General features: G+C 60.2%; 18 protein-coding genes. 12 read left to right on the forward strand and 6 right to left on the reverse strand.

Going from position 1 to position 19767, the window contains the following annotated elements; genetic code table 11:
• Positions 1-2: 2 nt before the first annotated feature.
• The 6 genes from napH to ACR0AC_RS18150 form a co-directional block, all read right to left on the reverse strand.
• Complete coding sequence (napH, locus tag ACR0AC_RS18125; RefSeq protein WP_170455938.1) at positions 3-920, reverse strand: quinol dehydrogenase ferredoxin subunit NapH; 918 nt, start codon at positions 918-920, stop codon at positions 3-5.
• Positions 917-1738: a ferredoxin-type protein NapG gene (gene napG, locus ACR0AC_RS18130; protein ID WP_170455940.1), complete on the reverse strand. Its 822-nt coding sequence runs from the start codon at positions 1736-1738 to the stop codon at positions 917-919. Before napG ends, napH begins: the two co-directional genes overlap by 4 nt.
• 27 nt (positions 1739-1765) lie before the next feature.
• The gene (napA, locus tag ACR0AC_RS18135) at positions 1766-4258 is read right to left on the reverse strand and encodes a nitrate reductase catalytic subunit NapA (protein WP_170524143.1); all 2493 of its coding nucleotides are present in this window, start codon (positions 4256-4258) and stop codon (positions 1766-1768) included.
• Complete coding sequence (locus ACR0AC_RS18140) at positions 4255-4548, reverse strand: chaperone NapD (RefSeq protein WP_170455944.1); 294 nt, start codon at positions 4546-4548, stop codon at positions 4255-4257. The genes napA and ACR0AC_RS18140 overlap by 4 nt, the downstream gene beginning before the upstream one ends.
• Positions 4545-5060, reverse strand: a complete 516-nt coding sequence (napF, locus tag ACR0AC_RS18145; RefSeq protein ID WP_480875285.1) for a ferredoxin-type protein NapF — start codon at positions 5058-5060, stop codon at positions 4545-4547. The genes ACR0AC_RS18140 and napF overlap by 4 nt, the downstream gene beginning before the upstream one ends.
• A gap of 119 nt (positions 5061-5179) precedes the next feature.
• Positions 5180-6055, reverse strand: a complete 876-nt coding sequence (locus ACR0AC_RS18150) for a LysR family transcriptional regulator (RefSeq protein WP_170634592.1) — start codon at positions 6053-6055, stop codon at positions 5180-5182.
• A 104-nt stretch (positions 6056-6159) separates the two neighbouring features.
• Between ACR0AC_RS18150 and ACR0AC_RS18155 the strand changes: the two genes are divergently transcribed.
• The 12 genes from ACR0AC_RS18155 to ACR0AC_RS18210 all read left to right on the forward strand — a co-directional run bounded on the left by ACR0AC_RS18155 (position 6160) and on the right by ACR0AC_RS18210 (position 19442).
• On the forward strand, positions 6160-7602 hold the full coding sequence (locus tag ACR0AC_RS18155) for an aldehyde dehydrogenase family protein (RefSeq protein WP_480875288.1): 1443 nt from the start codon (positions 6160-6162) through the stop codon (positions 7600-7602).
• A complete protein-coding gene (locus ACR0AC_RS18160; RefSeq protein WP_480875291.1) occupies positions 7602-8588 on the forward strand; it encodes a membrane dipeptidase in 987 nt (328 codons plus the stop codon). The genes ACR0AC_RS18155 and ACR0AC_RS18160 overlap by 1 nt, the downstream gene beginning before the upstream one ends.
• The gene (locus ACR0AC_RS18165) at positions 8581-10242 is read left to right on the forward strand and encodes a hypothetical protein (RefSeq protein WP_480875294.1); all 1662 of its coding nucleotides are present in this window, start codon (positions 8581-8583) and stop codon (positions 10240-10242) included. Before ACR0AC_RS18160 ends, ACR0AC_RS18165 begins: the two co-directional genes overlap by 8 nt.
• A complete protein-coding gene (locus ACR0AC_RS18170) occupies positions 10239-10802 on the forward strand; it encodes a DUF3726 domain-containing protein (protein WP_480875297.1) in 564 nt (187 codons plus the stop codon). The genes ACR0AC_RS18165 and ACR0AC_RS18170 overlap by 4 nt, the downstream gene beginning before the upstream one ends.
• Before the next feature lie 12 nt (positions 10803-10814).
• Positions 10815-11825, forward strand: a complete 1011-nt coding sequence (locus ACR0AC_RS18175; protein ID WP_480875299.1) for an Ldh family oxidoreductase — start codon at positions 10815-10817, stop codon at positions 11823-11825.
• 97 nt (positions 11826-11922) lie between these two features.
• The gene (locus ACR0AC_RS18180; RefSeq protein WP_170524121.1) at positions 11923-12948 is read left to right on the forward strand and encodes a LacI family DNA-binding transcriptional regulator; all 1026 of its coding nucleotides are present in this window, start codon (positions 11923-11925) and stop codon (positions 12946-12948) included.
• 95 nt (positions 12949-13043) lie between these two features.
• Entirely contained in the window at positions 13044-14348 is a 1305-nt protein-coding gene (locus ACR0AC_RS18185; protein ID WP_480875302.1) for an ABC transporter substrate-binding protein, read from the forward strand.
• Between the two features lie 107 nt (positions 14349-14455).
• Positions 14456-15322, forward strand: coding sequence for a carbohydrate ABC transporter permease (locus tag ACR0AC_RS18190; protein ID WP_170455967.1), 867 nt, complete (start codon positions 14456-14458; stop codon positions 15320-15322).
• A gap of 12 nt (positions 15323-15334) precedes the next feature.
• Positions 15335-16165, forward strand: coding sequence for a carbohydrate ABC transporter permease (locus ACR0AC_RS18195; protein ID WP_170455969.1), 831 nt, complete (start codon positions 15335-15337; stop codon positions 16163-16165).
• Between the two features lie 12 nt (positions 16166-16177).
• Positions 16178-17182 (forward strand): ABC transporter ATP-binding protein, encoded by a 1005-nt coding sequence (locus tag ACR0AC_RS18200; protein ID WP_170455971.1) that lies wholly within the window; start codon positions 16178-16180, stop codon positions 17180-17182.
• Positions 17179-17952, forward strand: a complete 774-nt coding sequence (locus ACR0AC_RS18205; protein ID WP_480875306.1) for an L-iditol 2-dehydrogenase — start codon at positions 17179-17181, stop codon at positions 17950-17952. The genes ACR0AC_RS18200 and ACR0AC_RS18205 overlap by 4 nt, the downstream gene beginning before the upstream one ends.
• On the forward strand, positions 17952-19442 hold the full coding sequence (locus tag ACR0AC_RS18210; RefSeq protein ID WP_480875308.1) for a mannitol dehydrogenase family protein: 1491 nt from the start codon (positions 17952-17954) through the stop codon (positions 19440-19442). The genes ACR0AC_RS18205 and ACR0AC_RS18210 overlap by 1 nt, the downstream gene beginning before the upstream one ends.
• Positions 19443-19767 lie beyond the last annotated feature (325 nt).

Below are 19767 nucleotides of genomic sequence, written 5' to 3' on the forward strand. Positions count from 1 at the left end.
CCTTAATGAAGTCTGGCGGCGCGCGTCTCTGGCGCGGCAACTGGACGGATGGGTTTGGTGACGTGGTCGTCGAACCGGTGAGTAAAGTTGAAGACGTCGACCGCGCAGACATCTATGCAGCGGCCGCAATTGGTACAGTCGGGCGACAGGATCAGCGGGCTGGATCCCGGTTTGCCCTTGAGAGCGGGCGAGATCACCTGATTTTCGGGGCAGACCGCATAGCAATCCATGCAATCGTCACAGGCAACGCGGTTGTGGGCGCTGACCCGCAGCAGGCTTTTGGTTCCGATCAGGCCGTAGAACGCACCAACCGGACACAGGTGCCCACACCAGCCATGGCGCGAAACGAAAAGGTCAAAGACGAAGATGGCCGCAACCATGGCCCAGACAAAGCCCATGCCAAAGATCAATCCGCGATGCAGCATGGTGATCGGGTTCACCAGTTCCCACGCAATCACACCGCCCAGCCCCGAGACGATCAGGACCGTGGCCAGCACCCACAGGCGGGTTCCGCGTTTGGGTTGCCAGCCTTTGGGCAGGTCCAGCTTGCGGTGCAGCCAGTTGGCCGCGTCGGTCACAGGGTTGATGGGACACACCCAGGAACAATAGACCCTGCCTCCGATCAGCGCATAGGCGACCAGCACGATTACCCCGCCGATCAGGGCCGTCAATTCGGGCCAATGGCCTGCAATCAGGCTCTGCATCAGAACAAACGGGTCGGTCAGCGGCAAGACGCCAAGGGTCAGCGACCCGGCCAACGTGCCCTGAACGATCCAGATGCCGAACCATGGCCCCAGAAGGAACAGCGCCAGAAACAACAGCTGGCTGCTACGGCGCAACAGCAGGAACTTATGTGCGCCGATCCAGCCCTTGGCCTCGATGGCCTCACGCCCGACAGGCATATGGGTGCGCGCGCTCATTGCCCTGCCCCCGGCAGAGCGTATCCGGGCTCGAACCCGCCGGGTGTAGCCAGATTGTCGATCCCCGGTCCCGGCAGGCGATCGGGCAGATCGATCAGACCCTCGACCAAGGGGGCGCCCCTGGCCTCTTTCTCTTCCCAGCCTTTGCGGTAGTGATCCGCGCTGCTGCCGCGCGCCAGTCGGGTGGGCAGGACCTTGATCGCCGCATCGGGAAGAACGCAGCTTTTCTCACACACACCGCAGCCGGTGCAGCGGTCAGCGTGAACCGTTGGAATGAACAGCGCATGGTGGCCCGAGCGGGTGTTATGCGCGGTTTCCAGTGTGATCGCCTCGTCAATGACGGGGCAGACCCTATAGCAGACATCGCAGCGCAGGCCGAGGAAGTTCAGGCAGTTCTCCTGATCGACCAGCACCGCAACGCCCATTTCGGCGTCGTCGATGTTTTGCAGACCCGGATCCAGCGCCCCTGTCGGACAGGCCGCGACGCACGGAATGTCGTCGCACATTTCACAGGGCACATCACGGGCAGTGAAATAGGGTGTGCCCGTTGCCGCAGCATCAGATCCTAACTCAGCCAGTTTCAACGTATCGTAAGGACAATCCCGCACGCAGAGCCCACAGCGAATGCAGGCCGACAGAAACTCCTTTTCCGGCAGCGCACCGGGCGGGCGCAATGCCTCGGCCGGCAGGGCACGGGCATCGCGGGCCAGCCACGCCAGCCCGAGCCCGGCGACTGCGCAGCCGCCCGCCGCCCGCGCCGAGTCCTGCAGGAACCGGCGCCGCTGCGGCGAAAGGGGTGTGTCGACAAGGGGATACATGGGGACGACCTTTGCGATCCTTGCCGGTTACGCGCGCTCGACCTTACAGGCGCATTTCTTGAAGTCGGTCTCTTTCGACAGCGGGCAGGTCGCGTCCAGCGTCAGCTTGTTGGTCAACTGATGCTCGTCAAACCAGGGCATGAAGACCAGACCACGCGGCACCTTGTTGCGGCCACGGGTCTCGACCCGGCTTGTGACCTCGCCACGGCGAGTGGACAGCACGATTTCCTGCCCGCGCCGCAGACCACGATCCCGCGCGTCTTCGGGGTGCATGTAGACGACCGCATTCGGATAGGCGCGGTGCAGTTCCGGCACACGGCGGGTCATCGAACCCGAGTGCCAGTGCTCCAGAACCCGACCGGTGGACAGCCACAGATCATATTCTTCATCCGGCACCTCTGCAGCGGGTTCGAACGGCGCAAAGATGATCTTGGCCTTGCCATCCTTGTGACCATAGAATTCGACGCCCGCACCTTCGGACACATAAGGGTCATAGCCTTCGCGGAAGCGATACAGCGTTTCCTTGCCGTCCACGACCGGCCAGCGCATGCCGCGCGCCTGATGGTACATCTCGAACGGGGCCAGATCGTGCGCATGTCCGCGCCCAAACTCGGCATATTCTTCGAACAGACCTTTCTGAACGTAGAACCCGAAATGTTCCGCATCGTCATTGTCGAAACCTTCGGCGGTTTCGGACAGCGGGAACTTATCGACCTGTCCGTTTGCGTAAAGCACGTCGAACATGGTCTTGCCGCGATGTTCAGGCATCTTGGCCAGCAGTTCCTCGCCCCAGACCTCTTCGACGGTGAAGCGTTTGGAGAATTCCATCAACTGCCACAGGTCCGATTTCGCCTCACCCGGCGCTTTCACCTGCTGCCGCCAGAACTGGGTGCGGCGTTCGGCGTTGCCATAGGCACCTTCCTTTTCAACCCACATGGCGGTGGGCAGGATCAGGTCGGCGGATACGGCAGTGACCGTCGGATAGGGATCGGACACGGTGATGAAGTTTTCCGGGTTGCGGTAACCGGGATAACCTTCCTCGTTGATATTCGGCGCGGCCTGCATGTTGTTGTTGCACTGCACCCAATAGGCGTTCAGGTCGCCATCCTTGAGTTTGCGGTGCTGCAGAACCGCGTGGAAACCGGGCTTGGGCGGAATGGTTCCTTCAGGGATATTCCACGCGGTTTCACAGATTTTCCGGTGCTCATCATTTGCCACCACCATGTCAGCGGGCAGACGGTGGGCAAAGGTACCAACCTCGCGCGCTGTCCCGCATGCCGAGGGCTGACCTGTCAGCGAGAAGGGCGAGTTGCCGGGTTCCGAAATCTTACCCACCAGCAGGTGGACGTTATACATCAGCGAGTTCACCCAGGACCCGCGGGTATGCTGGTTGAAGCCCATGGTCCAAAGGCTCATGACCTTGCGGTTCGGGTCGGCATATTGCTTGGCCAGTTTCTCCAGCTTGTCGGCCGGAACGCCGGACAGTTCGGCGGTGTATTCCAGCGTGTAAGGCTCGACTGCCTTGGCATATTCCTCAAAGCTGATCGGCTCGAGCTTGCCCGAGTTCGGGTTCTCAGCCTCTTGCTGTAGCGGGTTGTTGTCGCGCAGGCCGTAACCGATATCGGTTGCGGTCTTGGTGATGTTGACGTGGTTCTTGACGAACTCTTCGTTCACTGCGCCGGTCTGGATGATGTAGTTGGCGATATAGTTCAGGATCGCCAGATCGGTCTGCGGTTCGAACACGATGCCATTGTCGGCCAGCTCGAACGAGCGATGTTCGAAGGTCGACAGCACATGCACTTCGCAGCCCGGCTTGGTCAGGCGCGTGTCGGTCAGGCGCGACCACAGGATCGGGTGCATCTCGGCCATGTTCGAGCCCCACAGAACAAACGTATCCGCGTGTTCGAGGTCGTCATAGCAGCCCATCGGCTCGTCAATGCCGAAGGTGCGCATGAAGCCCACCACGGCCGAGGCCATACAGTGCCGCGCATTGGGGTCGATATTGTTCGACCGGAAGCCAGCTTTCATCAGTTTCGAAGCGGCATAGCCTTCCCAAACCGTCCACTGTCCCGAGCCGAACATGCCCACGCTGGTCGGGCCTTTCTTGGCCAGGGCCTCTTTCCACTTGGCGGCCATCACGTCAAAAGCTTCGTCCCAGCTGACCGGCTCGAACTCGCCATTCTTGTCGTATTCGCCATTGGTCTTGCGCAGCAGCGGCGTGGTCAGGCGGTCCTGACCGTACATGATCTTGGACAGGAAATAGCCCTTGATGCAGTTCAGGCCCCGGTTGACCGGTGCGTCCGGGTCGCCCTGGGTTGCGACCACGCGGCCATCCTTGGTGCCCACCAGAACCGAGCAGCCGGTGCCGCAGAACCGGCAGGCTGCCTTGTCCCAGCGGATGTCGGGCGCATCGGCCTGTGCATTCGCCTGACCGGCAGCCATCGGGATACCGGCGGCCGAAGCGGTGGCGGCAGCAGCAGATGCCTTGAGGAATGTACGACGGGATTCAGAAACAGTCATTGGACGAGCCTCCTGCTGGTCGGTTGGCTTGGGGCATTGGGTTGGGGCGGGGATTCCGCCAGATCTTCGAAATGGTGATAGGTCAGCGTCAGTGAAATCACGCCGGGGATCTGATGCAGATCCATGATCGTCTCGGATGCCAATCGGTCGGACGTATCTTCGACGACAACAACGAAACGGCCATCTTCGGCTTCGGCATGAACCTCGACGCCATCGGTTTCGGTCATGGTTGCACGGGCTGATGCGGTTCGATCCGCAGCCACGTGAACAAGGCAACCGCAAATGTTCATTGGATGACCTCTGGTTTGGGTGTTTGAGGGCGTTCAAGCGCGACCGCGCCAACCGGGCAGGCCGAGGCGCAGGCGGCGCAGCCGATGCAACTGTCCTGATCCAGAACGGGTTCCGCACGCCCGCCCAGTTGTAACTGGAAACGGATCGCACGCGCATCGCAACTGTCCTGACACACACGGCAACTGATGCCCTTCATCGACAAGCACGTGGTCGCCTGTACGGCGGCGCGCCATGGCCAGTCAGGCACGCGATCAACCTGCAGCGCATCGGTTTCGCAGACCTCGGCGCAGCCTGCACAAAAGGTACAGGCACCGGCACTCAGTTCAAGGATCGGGTATCCATCGGCGTCCTTTGACAAAATCCCTTCGGGGCAAGCGGTTATGCAATCCCCGCATGCGGAACAGGCATCCACAAAACCAGATTCCACCGCACCCGGAGGACGAATCGCGTCCTTATCCTCGCGAAGTGCGCGTGCGCTGAGAAACGCGCGTCTTGTGGTCATCTGGCTCATGTGCTGGCGACCGTGTCCTGGACAATGTCAAACGTATCAGCCGTGCTAACAGTTTTCAAACTTACCGAATTTGACACAGGTCAATTTTCACGCGGCAAAACAAATAATCTCATTAAGAATCATGTTTTGGCGCTGGACGACCGGATTACCCCGGCGGCCTCGTCCGCCAGCATCGGCCAGGCGGTGGTTTCGGACTGGTACAAAAAGACCTCGCGCGTTTCCGGCAGATCAACGATTTTTCGGAACTTTAGATCGGATGAGACAAGCCGAGTCGCGGCCTGAGGCAACAGCGTGCCCCAGCTGCCGGTGCTGACCATGGCCAGCAGGGAATGGGTGTTGTGAACGGTGACATCGATTCTGGCCAGATGGTCCTGAATGCGCCGCGACTGTATCTGATCGCACAGCGCATTGCGCAGAAACGGGCTGCGAAACACGTCACTGATGGTGATCGGTCCAGAGACCGAGGCCAGCGGGTGATGATCCGACATCACCAACCCGAACGGGTCCTGAAACAGCGGCGCAACTTTGGTGCCTTTCACCGGCCTTCGGGACGAGGCGATCCCGATATCCGCCCAGCCCTGCCCGATGGCGTCCAGAACCTGCTCGGTATCGGTGTCCCGCAGCTCGATCTTCACCCCCGGATGGTGGTCGGTGAAATGACGCACGAGGGGCGGAAAGACCAATGCCGCCATCGACGGTACTGCCGCAATCCGCAGCAGGCCTTGCGGCGCGCGGGTCAGCATGTCGATGGTTTCCAGCGTCGAATCGAACTGACGCAACTGGCTTTGGCCCAGTTGAAGCACATGGGCACCCAAATCCGTCAGGCGGTTTTTGCGCTCTCCGACAAACAAGGGGCGGCCCAGATGCGCCTCAAGCTGTTTCAGCGTCATGGAAACCGCAGATTGCGTACGGCCCAGCCGGTCTGCCGCATCCGCCAGATTGCCCGTTTCCGCCACCGTGCAGAAGCATCGCAACATCTCGATCTTGATCGCCATGTTTCAATTTTCCTGAAGTTTCCTCAAGAAATTTGAGTTTGACTGATGTGTCGCCCCATGTCCATCATCCCGCAACCTTGCTCAAACCCTTCCCGAGGCTTTCCGTGACCCACAAGAACCTTATCGCTGGCGAATGGCTGGCGGGTGATACCGAGATTGAAAACCGCAACCCGTCGGATGTAACCGACCTGATCGGTGTGTACGCTCAGGCGACATCGGATCAGTTGGACGCCACCCTGACCCGCGCCCGCGCGGCTCAGGCCGAATGGGCGGCCTATGGGCTGGAGCGGAAGCAAGCCGTGCTGAACGCCATCGGCACCGAAATGATGTCCCGCGCAGAAGAACTGGGCACGTTGCTGAGCCGCGAAGAAGGCAAACCCCTGGCTGAGGGCAAGGGCGAGGTCTATCGCGCCGGTCAGTTTTTCACCTATTACGCCGCCGAATGCCTGCGCCAGATCGGCGAAAACGCCGACTCTGTGCGCCCAGATATCGAGATTGACGTACGTCGCGAGCCCTTGGGCACCGTGGCGATCATCAGCCCGTGGAACTTCCCGACCGCGACCGCCTCGTGGAAGATCGCGCCTGCGCTGTGCTATGGCAACGCGGTCGTATGGAAACCGGCGAATGTGACCCCGGCATCGGCGGTCGCACTGACCGAGATCATCGCGCGGCAGGATATCCCCAAAGGTCTGTTCAGCCTGATCATGGGTTCGGGCGGCACGATTGGTCAGCGTCTGGTGGAAAGCCCGCTGATCGACGCGATTTCCTTCACCGGCTCGGTTCCCGTGGGCAAGGGGATCGCCGCCGCTGCAATCCAGAACCTGACCAAAGTGCAGATGGAGATGGGGTCCAAGAACGCGCTGGCGGTTATGGACGATGCCGATCTGGATCTGGCCGTCACGCTGGCACTGGGCGGGGCCTTTGGTGGCACCGGACAGAAATGCACTGCCTCATCCCGGCTGGTCGTCCACGCAAACATCCACGACGCCTTTGTCGAGAAATTGGTTGCTGGCGCGCAAGCGATGAAGGTTGGTCACGCGCTGGAAGAAGGCGTGCAGATGGGGCCCGTCGTCAGCCAGCAGCAGTTGAACGAAAATCTGGCCTATGTCGATCTGGGCAAATCCGAAGGGGCCGAACTGGCCTGTGGCGGTGCCCGTCTGGATATGCCGCATGACGGGTTCTACATGTCGCCGGGCGTGTTCCTGAACACCACCAATGACATGGCGATAAACCGTGAAGAGATGTTCGCCCCCCTGACCAGCGTCATCAAGGTCGGCAGCTATGACGAGGCGCTGAATGTGGTCAACGATACGAATTTCGGCCTGACCTCGGGCATCGTGACCCGCTCGCTGGCTCGCGCCACGCATTTCCGCCGCAATGCGCGCACCGGTGTGGTCACGGTGAACCTGCCCACGGCGGGCACCGACTATCACGTACCCTTTGGCGGGCGCGGCGACAGTTCCTACGGGCCGCGTGAACAGGGCAAGGCCGCAGCCGAGTTCTACACAACGGTCAAAACAGCCTATATCAGCGCAGGCCCGGTCTGATGCGAATCGACGGGCTGCAATATGCCAACTGGTCCGAAAAGATCTTTCGGCAGCTTCGCGAAGGCGGGGTCGATGCGATCCACGTCACCATCGCCTATCATGAGAGTTTTCGCGAAACGGTCCTGAACTTCGAACGCTGGAACCGCTGGTTCGAGCAATATCCGGATCTGATCATGAAGGGGCTGACCGCCGCAGATATCGACCGCGCCCGTGCAACCGGGCGCACGGCGGTGTTCTTCGGTTTCCAGAACCCCTCACCCATCGAAGACGATATTGGCCTGGTGGAAATCGTACACACGCTCGGCGCGCGGTTCATGCAGCTGACCTATAACAACCAATCGCTTCTGGCGACCGGCTGTTATGAGGCCGAAGACACCGGCCTCACCCGCATGGGCAAGCAGGTCGTGCGCGAGATGAACCGCGTGGGGCTGGTGATCGACATGAGCCATTCCGGGGATCGCTCGACCATCGAAGCCGCCGATCATTCCGCCCGCCCCATCGCCATCACCCATGCCAACCCCCACGACTGGCATCCGGCTTTGCGCAACAAGCGCGACGATGTCATCCGTGCAGTGACAGAAAATGGCGGCATGTTAGGCTTTTCGATCTACCCTCATCACCTAAAGGGCGGCTCGGGCTGCTCGCTGCAGGAGTTTTGCGAGATGATCGCGCGCACGGCGGACAAGTTCGGCATCGACCATTTGGGGATCGGCACCGATTTGTGTCAGGATCAGCCCGACAGCATTGTGGAATGGATGCGCGTGGGACGGTGGAGCAAAGAGATCGACTATGGCGAAGGCTCGGCTGCCGCGCCGGGATTTCCGCCCATGCCTGACTGGTTCCGGGACAACCGCGACTTTGGCAACATCGAATCCGGCCTGCGCGCAACCGGCATGAATGACGCGGATGTCGCCGCCGTTATGGGCGGCAATTGGTACCGTTTCTTCGCTGACAATTTCACGCCGCACGGGCAGTCAGATGGCTGAGCTGCGCCCACCCGAGAAGATCATGACCCTGGAACGGCTGGGGTCGCTGCATCAATGCCGGCTCAGCTTTATGCGGCAGCTGACCCGCCGGATGGCTCGGGAAAGCTGGGAATTCTCACGCCCGGTTTTTGAGATCGACGAACAGGGCGTCGGCCACGCCGTTTATACCGCGCAAGGGCCGGAACGCGCCTATTCGCTGGTGGCATTCGCCCATGATTTGCCGGACCACATGCGCTCGGACCGGGTGATTGCGACCGCATGGGACACGACATTCACCCTGTTTGACGGCGTGCCCGAGCCCCATGACATCGAGCGCCTGTCGCAAAACGTGCCCCTGCAAGAAGCGGGCCGGGTCACTGAACGTGAGATTTCGGTCAGCCGCGCCAACCGCTCGGTCCGGTTGTGGGAACATGTGGTGGACTGCCTGTCCAATGGCCGCCAGCCGGATGCGAACCAGCTTGAGGCGGTCGGGTATCTGATGCGCACTACCGCTGTTTACGGCTCGGGCAAGCTGGGGGCCGCCGACCGCGAGGTGATTGCCAACCGGCCCGAGATGCAGTCGCCGTTTCAGGCCGAGATGCTGTCGGTCTACCTGACCCGCTGGTTCGTACGCGATCTGGTCGAGCATATGGCACAGGTGCGCGGCGGCGACAGGGCCGCGCGTTTGGACGAAGGTCTTGCGCGGCAGATCGGCATCGGCAATTCGACCGGGCTGGGCATGGCCCCCTATCTGGTCAACCATCCGGTTTTGCTGAACAATTGGATTGTGGCCCGCGAAACCGCCATTGCGCGGGTGCGCGACCTGCCCGCCTCGCCTGAACAGATCGACCTGTTTCGCGATCTGGTCAACAGGTGCGAACAGCTTGTGGCGACATGGCGATCTGAACACCCGATCCAGATCGTCAAGCTTCAGCACCTGACGGACGATCTGGCCGCGCTTGGGTCTTATTTGGAAGATACAGGGCTGTCGGGCGCGACGCCTTGGAATAATCTCATGATTTGGACGGACCAAACGCTCAGCGCTGAAGGGCAAGAGCTTGTCGCCTCCTTGATTCTGGAGCCGCATGGCGATCTGGTCGATGATCTGGCGACCACAATGTCCGATCACAGCGGGCCCTTTGTGCTGGATGGGTCCATGCCTGTGGCTGAGGTGTCCAACCTGTTGCGTCGGAATTTCGGCCCCTTGCTGGATCAGGACTGGACCGCGCCCGAGAACTGCGCAAGGGCGTGGTATATCTCGGAAGAGAAGCTGGAACCAAGGTTAGGCGAACGGTTCGAGGAACCGATAGAAGCCTACGAACAACCGCTGGCCCCGGCCCGTGATGCCACGGCAGCGTTGGCCGTGCTTGTAACAGCGGACCCGCACAGCCCGGTGGCAGACACCCTCGCCCACCACCCCGAACATCGCCAAAGCGTCCGGCGCGCCCAGATCACACGCTCAGCGCCCTATGGCGAGATCCGCTCGAACACGATCGGGGCCGACGTGGTGCCGATTGACATGCTGCGCGCCAAACTGTCCTTTTTTGGCGTAACCCGGTTTGATCCCCGCTCGGACCGGTGGGTGCGCGTGGTCATGTATGCCGGGGCCCCTTATCCGCCCGATCTGACGCCGGACAATGCCGACCTGTGGGTCTATCCCGAGCCGTCCGCATGACCCTGTCGTTGAATGAGGTGGAAACCATCGCCAAGCGGGCGACCCGTGGGGCGGGCCAACCCTGGGGGCTGGCGGACGAGGCGGCAAAGGCCTGCCGCTGGTTGTGCGCTCAGGGTCTGGACGGGGTCGGTGCTCTGACCACTGATCTGGAGACCGGGGCGCAAACACTGATCAAGGGCGTGTCCCTGTCGGATCGGGCGCGCGTTCTGACCACCGAAACCGTCACCATTCCCGCTGTCAGCACTCCGCTTATGATCCTGCCCTTTGCAGCCAACGCCGCCCGCCTGATCAAAGCGTGTGTCACTGTGAAATGCGGCGGCGTGGTGGCGGTGACAAATGGCAGGTCACTGGAGTTGGCGCAGGGATTTCCTGACCGGTCCGAGACCGTAACCATCGCAAGCGGCGGCGTTTTGACCACAGCCCGCGCCCATGCAACCCGCGCCGCGCCACTGCCGCGCGATTGGCAGGCACTGAACGCGCTGGCCCATCGAACCTATGCCCCGGCGACCGAGGAAAGCCGCGCGCGCGGCGCAGGTGCCGGGACAACTGAAAATGACTGACCGAGTGAGTTGATGATGCAAACCAAGACCCTGACACTGGCCGAAATCGAAGATCTGGCCCTGCACGCATTGGTGGCCGCTGGAACGTCCGAGGCCAACGCCCGACCCCTGGCTGTTGCCACCGCCGCAACCGAAGCCGATGGCGTTGCCAGCCACGGGTTGGCCTATATCCCGATCTATTGCGAGCATGTGCAATGCGGCAAGGTGGATGGGCAGGCCACACCGGTTGTGGACCAGCCACGCCCGAGCGTGATCGCAGTTGATGCGGCCACCGGCTTTGCCCATTCCGCCATCGATGCAGGGTTCGAAAAACTGATCCCTTTGGCAAAGGAACACGGGATTGCCGCGCTTGCCATCAAGAACAGCTATAATTGCGGGGTTCTGGGCTATCACACCTACCGGCTGGCACAGGCCGGGCTGCTGGGACTGGGCTTTACCAACGCGCCCGCGTCAATTGCGCCTTCCGGCGGGGCGAAACCAGTAGTCGGGACCAACCCGTTCTCTGTCGCTGCACCCGGCCCAGACGGGCAGCCCGCTTTGCTGATCGACCAATCCGCCAGCACAATCGCCAAATCCGAGGTGATGAAACACGCGCGCGAAGGCAAACCGATCCCCGTAGGCTGGGCGCTGGACAGCGAGGGAAATCCGACAACAGACCCTGATGTGGGGCTCAAAGGCTCGATGGCCCCGTCGGGCGGGTATAAAGGCGTCGGAGTTTCGCTGCTGACCGAAGTGCTGGCTGCCGCCATGACCGGCGCGACCCTGGGGATCGACGCGTCGCCTTTCTCGGGCACCGCAGGCGGCCCGCCCCGCACCGGCCAGATGTTCCTGGCCATTGATCCGGGCGCAACTTCCGGTGGGGCGTTTGCCGACCGGATTGAAGCGCTGGTCCACGCCATCCGCGCGCAGGATGGTGCACATCTGCCCGGCGATGGCCGTCAGGCGAAACGCCGCAACGCTGCCGAGCAGGGCGTCGCGGTGAATCAGGCGACATTGGATCGGATCGAAGCGATCCTTGCCTGAATAAACGCGGCTGCCTGACCCTTGATTGTTATCGCGCGCAAAGATTATGTAAAGATAGCGCAAATCAAGACAGCTCTCCGGGTGCAGGCAGGGTAGAATGACCAAAATCAGGAATATGGAAGAATTCGCGGCCCTCAGCGGAATATCCCGGCCGACCGTTTCCAAGTACTTCCATGATCCTGACAGCGTCCGCCCGACCACCCGCGCCCGCATCGAGGAAGCATTAGAGAGGTTCGACTACCGCCCCAATATCTTCGCGATCAATCAGAACCGGAAACTGACCAAGAATATCGGCATCGTGGTCCCCTACCTTGCCGACCCGTTCTTTGCCGAGATCGCACGCTATCTGGAACAAAGCTGCATCGCCGCAGGCTATCGGCCTTCGCTGTTCAGCTCGCATGGCGAGCAGAAACTTGAGGTCGAGATTCTGGACAGCCTGCGCTCGCTGAAACCGGCGGGCGTGCTGCTTGCGCCCTTGGGGCGCGACTCGGACCGGTCGGCGATTGAAAAGTTCTGCAAGAACGTGCCGACGGTTCTGTTCGACAGCAATATCGAGGGGCTGGGTGCGGCCTTTATCGGATCAGACAATTTCAGCTTTGTCTCGCAGACCGTGGAATACATGACCCGCACTGGCGAGCCGCCATCGTTCTTCGAAATGCGGACACCCGCAAACCCCAACGCCAACAAGCGGCGCAAGGCCTATGTCGAGGTGATGGAGCGCCTGGGGTTCGACCCCCATGTGATCAGGATCGACGGAGAAGGCTGGGCGTTTGAAGAGATCGGGCATCGGGGCGCGTTGAAGGTTCTGGACGACAGCGCGCTGAAAACAAACTCGGTTCTGTGCAGCAATGACCGCCTGGCAATCGGGTTTCTTGCCGCCTGTTACGAGCAGGGGATTCGGGTTGGTCGCAAAGACGATTGCAGCTTGAGAGTCGCCTCGAACGACGATCATCCCTTTGCAAAATTCACCTGCCCGTCTTTGACCACGGCGGCGCATGACTATGACAATGTCGCGGGACGCAGTGTCGAAACACTGTTCGAACTCATTGAAAGTGGGGGGAAATTTGACAGCCGAAGGGAAACCCTGTTCCCGGCCCGGCTTGTATTGCGGGAGTCCGCGTGATCGCCAAACTTTAACGCGCGTAAAGTTTTTATTGACGCCGCGATAATTTACCGACTACCCTTCCTGCATGACATCCAAGCTCAGGGAGGACAGGGATGTATTTTAAGAACGCACTTCGTGCGGCGACTGCACTGACTTTCGTCGCCACGGCCGCGGCCCATGCGCAAACCATAACGATCGCCACCGTCAACAATGGCGACATGATCCGGATGCAGGGCTACACCGACAATTTCACCGAAGCGACCGGCATTGATGTGGAATGGGTGACGCTGGAAGAAAACGTGCTGCGTCAGCGCGTAACCACGGACATCACCACCAAGGGTGGCCAGTTCGACATCATGACAATCGGCATGTACGAAACGCCCATCTGGGGCGCAAATGGCTGGCTGGTGCCGCTGGATGGCATGTCCGATGACTACGATGTGGGCGACCTGCTGCCCGCCATGGCAGGCGGGCTGAGCAATGACGGCACGCTTTATGCCGCGCCGTTTTATGGCGAAAGCTCGATGATCATGTATCGCACCGACCTGATGGAGGCTGCCGGTCTGGACATGCCCGAAGCGCCCACCTGGCAATTCATCCGCGAAGCTGCGGCGGCGATGACGGACCGGGACAATGACATCAACGGAATCTGCCTGCGCGGCAAGGCGGGCTGGGGTGAAGGCGGTGCCTTTATCACCGTAACCGGGAACTCATTCGGTGCGCGCTGGTTCGATGAAAACTGGAAGCCCCAGTTCGATCAGCCCGAGTGGAAAGAAGCGCTGACATTCTTTGTCGATATGATGAATGAATCCGGCCCGGCAGGATATGCCACCAACGGCTTCAACGAAAACCTGTCGCTGTTCCAGCAGGGCAAATGCGGGATGTGGATTGATGCCACCGTCGCCGCGTCATTCGTGACCAACCCCAACGATTCAACCGTGGCGGATAAGGTCGGCTTTGCGCTGGCACCAAATTCAGAAGGCGTCGACAAACGCGCCAACTGGCTCTGGGCCTGGGCACTGGCCATTCCGGCTGGGACCCAGCAGGAAGACGCCGCGAAGCAGTTCATCGAATGGGCGACCTCGAAGGACTATATCGAGCTGGTGGCCGAGAACGAAGGCTGGGCCAATGTGCCTCCGGGTGCGCGGACCTCGCTTTATGAAAACGACAACTACAAGGATATCCCTTTCGCGCAGATGACGCTGAAGTCGATCCTTGCGGCGGATCCGCAGAACTGCTGTGCCCAGCCGACGCCCTATACCGGCATCCAGTTTGTCGCCATTCCTGAGTTTGCAGGCATCGCCACGCAGGTCAGCCAGGAATTCTCGGCGGTTTATGCCGGTCAGCAAACCGTGGACGAAGCCCTTGCCAAAGCGCAGGCCTTCACCACCGAAGAGATGGAAGCCGCAGGGTACTGAGGCCTCCCTCCCAGTGGGGGACAGGTGCCTGTCCCCCGCTCCCCACTTTCACAACTCGTGTTTTTCTCGCAGGCTAGCCCTATGCCTGAACAGAGAGGTCTTGCGCCATGGCAACCCAACATTCCCGATCCGTTGCCCGCCTGATGATGGCACCCGCAGTGGTCCTGCTGCTTGGCTGGATGCTCGTGCCTCTGACGATGACCCTGTATTTCTCCTTCAAGAAATACCTGCCCCTGCGCGGTGGTGATCTGGGCTGGGTCGGGTTCGACAACTACATCCGGTTCGTTTCCTCCAGTTCTTTCTGGCCTGCGGTTCAGGCGACGCTTTTGATTGTCGGCGGCGTGTTGGTGATCACGGTCATTCTGGGTGTTCTTCTGGCGATGCTGTTGGACCAGCCGATGTGGGGGCAAGGCGTTGTCCGCATTCTGGTGATCGCGCCCTTCTTTGTGATGCCTACCGTGTCCGCTTTGGTCTGGAAGAACATGTTCATGGATCCGGTGAACGGCCTGCTGGCGCATCTGTGGCGCTTTTTCGGGGCCGAGCCGATTTCATGGCTGTCCGAGGCGTCGATGACCTCGATCATCATGATCGTCTCATGGCAGTGGCTGCCCTTTGCAACGCTGATCCTGCTGACCGCGATCCAGTCGCTGGACAGCGAGCAGCTGGAAGCGGCCGAAATGGACGGTGCGCCGGTGCTGAAACGCTTTTACCACATTGTCCTGCCGCATCTCAGCCGCGCGATCACCATCGTGATCCTGATCCAGACGATCTTTCTGCTGTCGATCTTCGCCGAGATTTTCGTGACCACCGGCGGCGCGTTCGGCACCCGCACACTCACCTACCTGATTTTCCAGCGCGTGCTGGAAAGCCAGAACGTTGGCCTCGGATCAGCCGGAGGTGTCTACGCCATCATCCTTGCCAATATCGTTGCCATCTTCCTGATGCGTATCGTCGGCAAAAACCTGGACGCGTGAGGAGGTAAGACCATGGCCCGCGCCGTCACACCCCGCCGTAAAACACTGAACACCGCCCTTGCCTGGGCTGTTGGGTTGCTGATCTTCTTCCCGATCCTGTGGACCATCCTGACCAGTTTCAAGACCGAGGCGCAGGCAATTGCCAGCCCGCCCCTGTTTCTGAACTTCAACTGGACGCTGGAGAACTATGCCATCGTGCAGGAACGCTCGGATTACATGCGGTTCCTGTGGAACTCGGTCATCATCGCGGGGGGTTCAACCATTCTGGGCGTGATCATTGCGGTGCCCGCCGCGTGGGCGATGGCCTTTGTTCCGTCCAAGCGCACGAAGGACATCCTGCTGTGGATGCTGTCCACCAAGATGCTGCCTGCGGTCGGCGTTCTGTATCCGATCTACCTGCTGTTCATCCGGCTGGGTCTTCTGGATACTCGCGGGGGGCTGGTCGTTGTTCTGATGTTGATCAACCTGCCGATCATCGTCTGGATGCTGTATACCTATTTCCGCGAAATTCCGGGTGAGATTCTGGAAGCTGCGCGGATGGACGGGGCAACGTTGAAAGAGGAAATCCTCTATGTCCTGACTCCCATGGCCATTCCCGGCATCGCCTCGACCGTGTTGCTGAACTTCATCCTGGCGTGGAACGAGGCATTCTGGACCCTCAACCTGACCGCCGTCGATGCCGCGCCTCTGACCGCCTTCATCGCCAGCTATTCCAGCCCCGAGGGTCTGTTCTTTGCCAAGCTAAGCGCAGCCTCGACCATGGCGATTGCACCAATCCTGATCCTTGGCTGGTTCAGCCAGAAACAACTTGTCCGCGGCCTGACTTTCGGCGCTGTGAAATAAGGAAGACGACGTATGGGACGTATCCAACTCAAGTCAGTGACCAAAAGCTTCGGCGACGTTCAGGTCATTCCCCCGCTGGACCTGACCATCGAGGATGGCGAGTTCACCGTCTTCGTCGGCCCGTCGGGGTGCGGTAAATCCACTCTGTTGCGCCTGATTGCGGGGCTGGAGGATATCACCAGCGGTTCCATCGACATCGACGGATCTGACGCCACCGATGTACCGCCAGCCAAGCGCGGCTTGGCGATGGTGTTCCAGTCCTATGCGCTCTACCCGCATATGACCGTGCGCAAGAACATCGCGTTCCCGTTGCGCATGGCCAAGCTGGATCAGGCCGAGATCGACAAGCGCGTCGAAGGCGCGGCGGGCGTTCTGAACCTGACCGACTATCTGGACCGCCGCCCCGGGCAGTTGTCCGGCGGTCAGCGCCAGCGGGTCGCGATCGGTCGAGCGATTGTGCGGGAACCGGCGGCGTTCCTATTCGATGAACCGCTGTCGAACCTCGACGCAGCGTTGCGTGTGGGAATGCGGCTTGAGATTAGCGAATTGCACGAGCGCCTTGCGACCACGATGATCTACGTAACCCATGATCAGGTCGAAGCTATGACCATGGCGGACAAGATCGTCGTGCTGCAAGCAGGCGTTATCGAGCAGGTCGGCTCTCCACTGGAACTCTATCGAACCCCGCGCAACCTGTTCGTCGCGGGTTTCATCGGCTCACCCAAGATGAATTTCATCGAAGGGGACGAGGCCGCAAAACACGGCGCGCAGACCATCGGCATTCGCCCGGAACACATCGCAGTGTCCGATACCGAAGGCACATGGTCCGGCGTTGTCGGCGTGTCGGAACATCTTGGGTCCGACACGTTCTTCCACATCCACGAAACCGGTCTGGCCGAAACCATCACCGTCCGCGCGGATGGCGAGGTCGGGTTCCGCCACGGGGATCGCATCCACCTGACCCCACGCGCCGACGTCATTCACCGGTTTGATCAACAGGGGCTGCGGATCGAATGACGCGCCTGAAGGGCAAAACCGCGCTGATTACAGGGGCCGCCCGCGGGATCGGGCTGGCCTTTGCCCAGGCCTATGTGGCCGAGGGCGCGCAGGTTGCCATTGCCGATATCGACATTGTCCGCGCCAAAGATGCGGCCGCACAGATTGGATCAGCGGCCATGGCAGTGGAAATGGATGTCACCGATCAGGCCAGTATTGAGACCGCAATTGACCAAACCGCCGACCGGTTCGGTCCTATCGACATTCTGATCAACAACGCAGCCATCTTTACCGCCGCCCCAATCACCGAGATTGATCGCGCCGACTACCAGCGCGTCTTTGACATCAACGTGGCGGGCACGCTGTTCACGCTGCAGGCGGTGGCGCGGCACATGATCAAAAACAACGTCAAAGGCCGGATCATCAATATGGCCTCACAAGCCGGACGGCGCGGGGAATCCCTGGTCGCCGTCTATTGCGCCAGCAAGGCTGCGGTGATCTCGCTGACTCAATCCGCAGGGCTGAACCTGATCCAACACGGAATCAACGTAAACGCCATCGCCCCCGGGGTGGTGGACGGTGAACATTGGGACGGTGTCGATGCCTTCTTCGCCAGATACGAAGGCAAAGCGCCCGGCCAGAAAAAGCGCGAGGTTGCGGCGGCGGTCCCCTATGGCCGCATGGGCCACGCCGGGGATCTGACCGGCATGGCAATCTTTCTGGCCTCGGACGAGGCCGAATACATCGTGGCCCAAACCTACAACGTCGATGGCGGAAACTGGATGAGCTGATGGACCCGCGCTCGGAAACACATATGCCGATCAAACTGCGCCGATCTGCCTTGGCAGATCTGCCGGTCGAGGTCAAAACCCCTCGGTACAGGCCCGAAGACCTAACACCGGGCATTGTGCATATCGGTTTGGGCAATTTCCACCGGGCCCATCAGGCCTGGTACATCCATCAACTGATGCAAATGGGCCGGGCGAATGACTGGGCGATCATCGGCGCGGGCGTAAGAACCTATGACGCCGAGATGCGTGAAAAGCTGATGGCCCAGGATTGCCTGACAACCCTGATCGAGCTCGACCCTTCGGGAATCTCGGCCGAGGTCATCGCCCCGATGATCGACTATGTGCCAATTGAAGAGGGGAACAGTGCTCTGATCCGACGGATGTCGGATCCGGCGATCCGCATCGTGTCGCTGACGGTGACGGAAGGCGGTTACTATCAAGACCCTAATACAGGCGATTTCGACACAATACATGACGATATCCAACATGACGCGCAGAACCCAAACCAACCCCGGACGGTGTTCGGAGCGCTCGTCGCGGCCCTGAAACACCGCCGGGACGCCGGGACGCGCCCGTTCACCGCGCTGAGTTGCGACAACCTCAAGGGCAATGGCGCAATACTCAGGTCCTGCGTCATTGGGCTGGCCCAATTGTCGGACCCGGATCTTGCCGATTGGATCGACCAACAGGGCGCTTTTCCGGATTCGATGGTGGATTGCATCGTCCCGGTCACCCGGGATCAGGTCATTTCAATGTGTCACGATCTGGGGGTCGATGACAAAGCCCCGGTCACCCACGAACGGTTTCGCCAATGGGTCATTGAGGACGCGTTTTGTGCAGGCCGACCACCATTGGAAGAGGTCGGTGTTACCATAACAAACGACGTTCATACCTATGAGGCCATGAAGCTCAGAATCCTGAATGGTGGCCACCAATTGCTTGCCAATGTCGGAGAGATATTAAGCGTTCCGACAATTGCAGATTGCATGAAAGATCCTGATCTTGCCGGTTTTTTCCGGAAAGTCCAGTCAGAGTGCATTGTGCCCCATGTCAAACCGGTCCCCGGCCTCACCCCCACTGAATACCTGACTCTGATCGGGCGCCGCTTTGCAAACCCAACCATCCAGGACACAACGCGCCGCGTTGCCTTTGACGGATCCTCTCGCCACCCCGAGTTCCTGTTGCCGTCCCTTCTGGACGCGCTTGGGGAAGGTGCGTCAATTTCGGGTTTGGCCCTTGCCGAAGCATTCTGGTGCCGAATGTGCGCGGGCACTCGGGAAAACGGAACCCAAATTCAAGCCAACGACCCCCTGTGGGACGAATTGCAACGGGCGGCAATTGCCGCCAAAGACGACCCAAAGGCGTGGATTGTTAAAACCGGTTTGTACGGTCAGGTCGGATTGAACGAACGTTTCGCTCAGGAATTTTCAGATTGGCTTTCCGAGATTTGGCAGAACGGAGCCCGGGCCACATTGAAACGGTACCTTTGACATTTTCTGGAAACCCAAGAAAATCACTTTGGGCCAAGAACGATACATCTATCGGATATTGCCCTTCGCTCAAACGCGTTGGGTACCCAATCGCCATCACCGGCCGCCGCCAAAGGTTTGACACTGTGAACCTTTGGTTAAACAGGTCGATGGGCTGTCTTTTTGAATCGGTTGGGTTTGTTCGGCTGGTTTCGGACGTAGGATTTGAACCTCTGACCTTCAGGTTATGAGCCTGACGAGGTGAAGACGTTAAGCAATTGATCCAGTGGATCAATAGTAGTCTGAACGGGCTGGGTTGGGGTTTTCTGACACTGGTTGCGGGAGC

This window comes from Ruegeria sp. H7 (genome assembly GCF_056532945.1).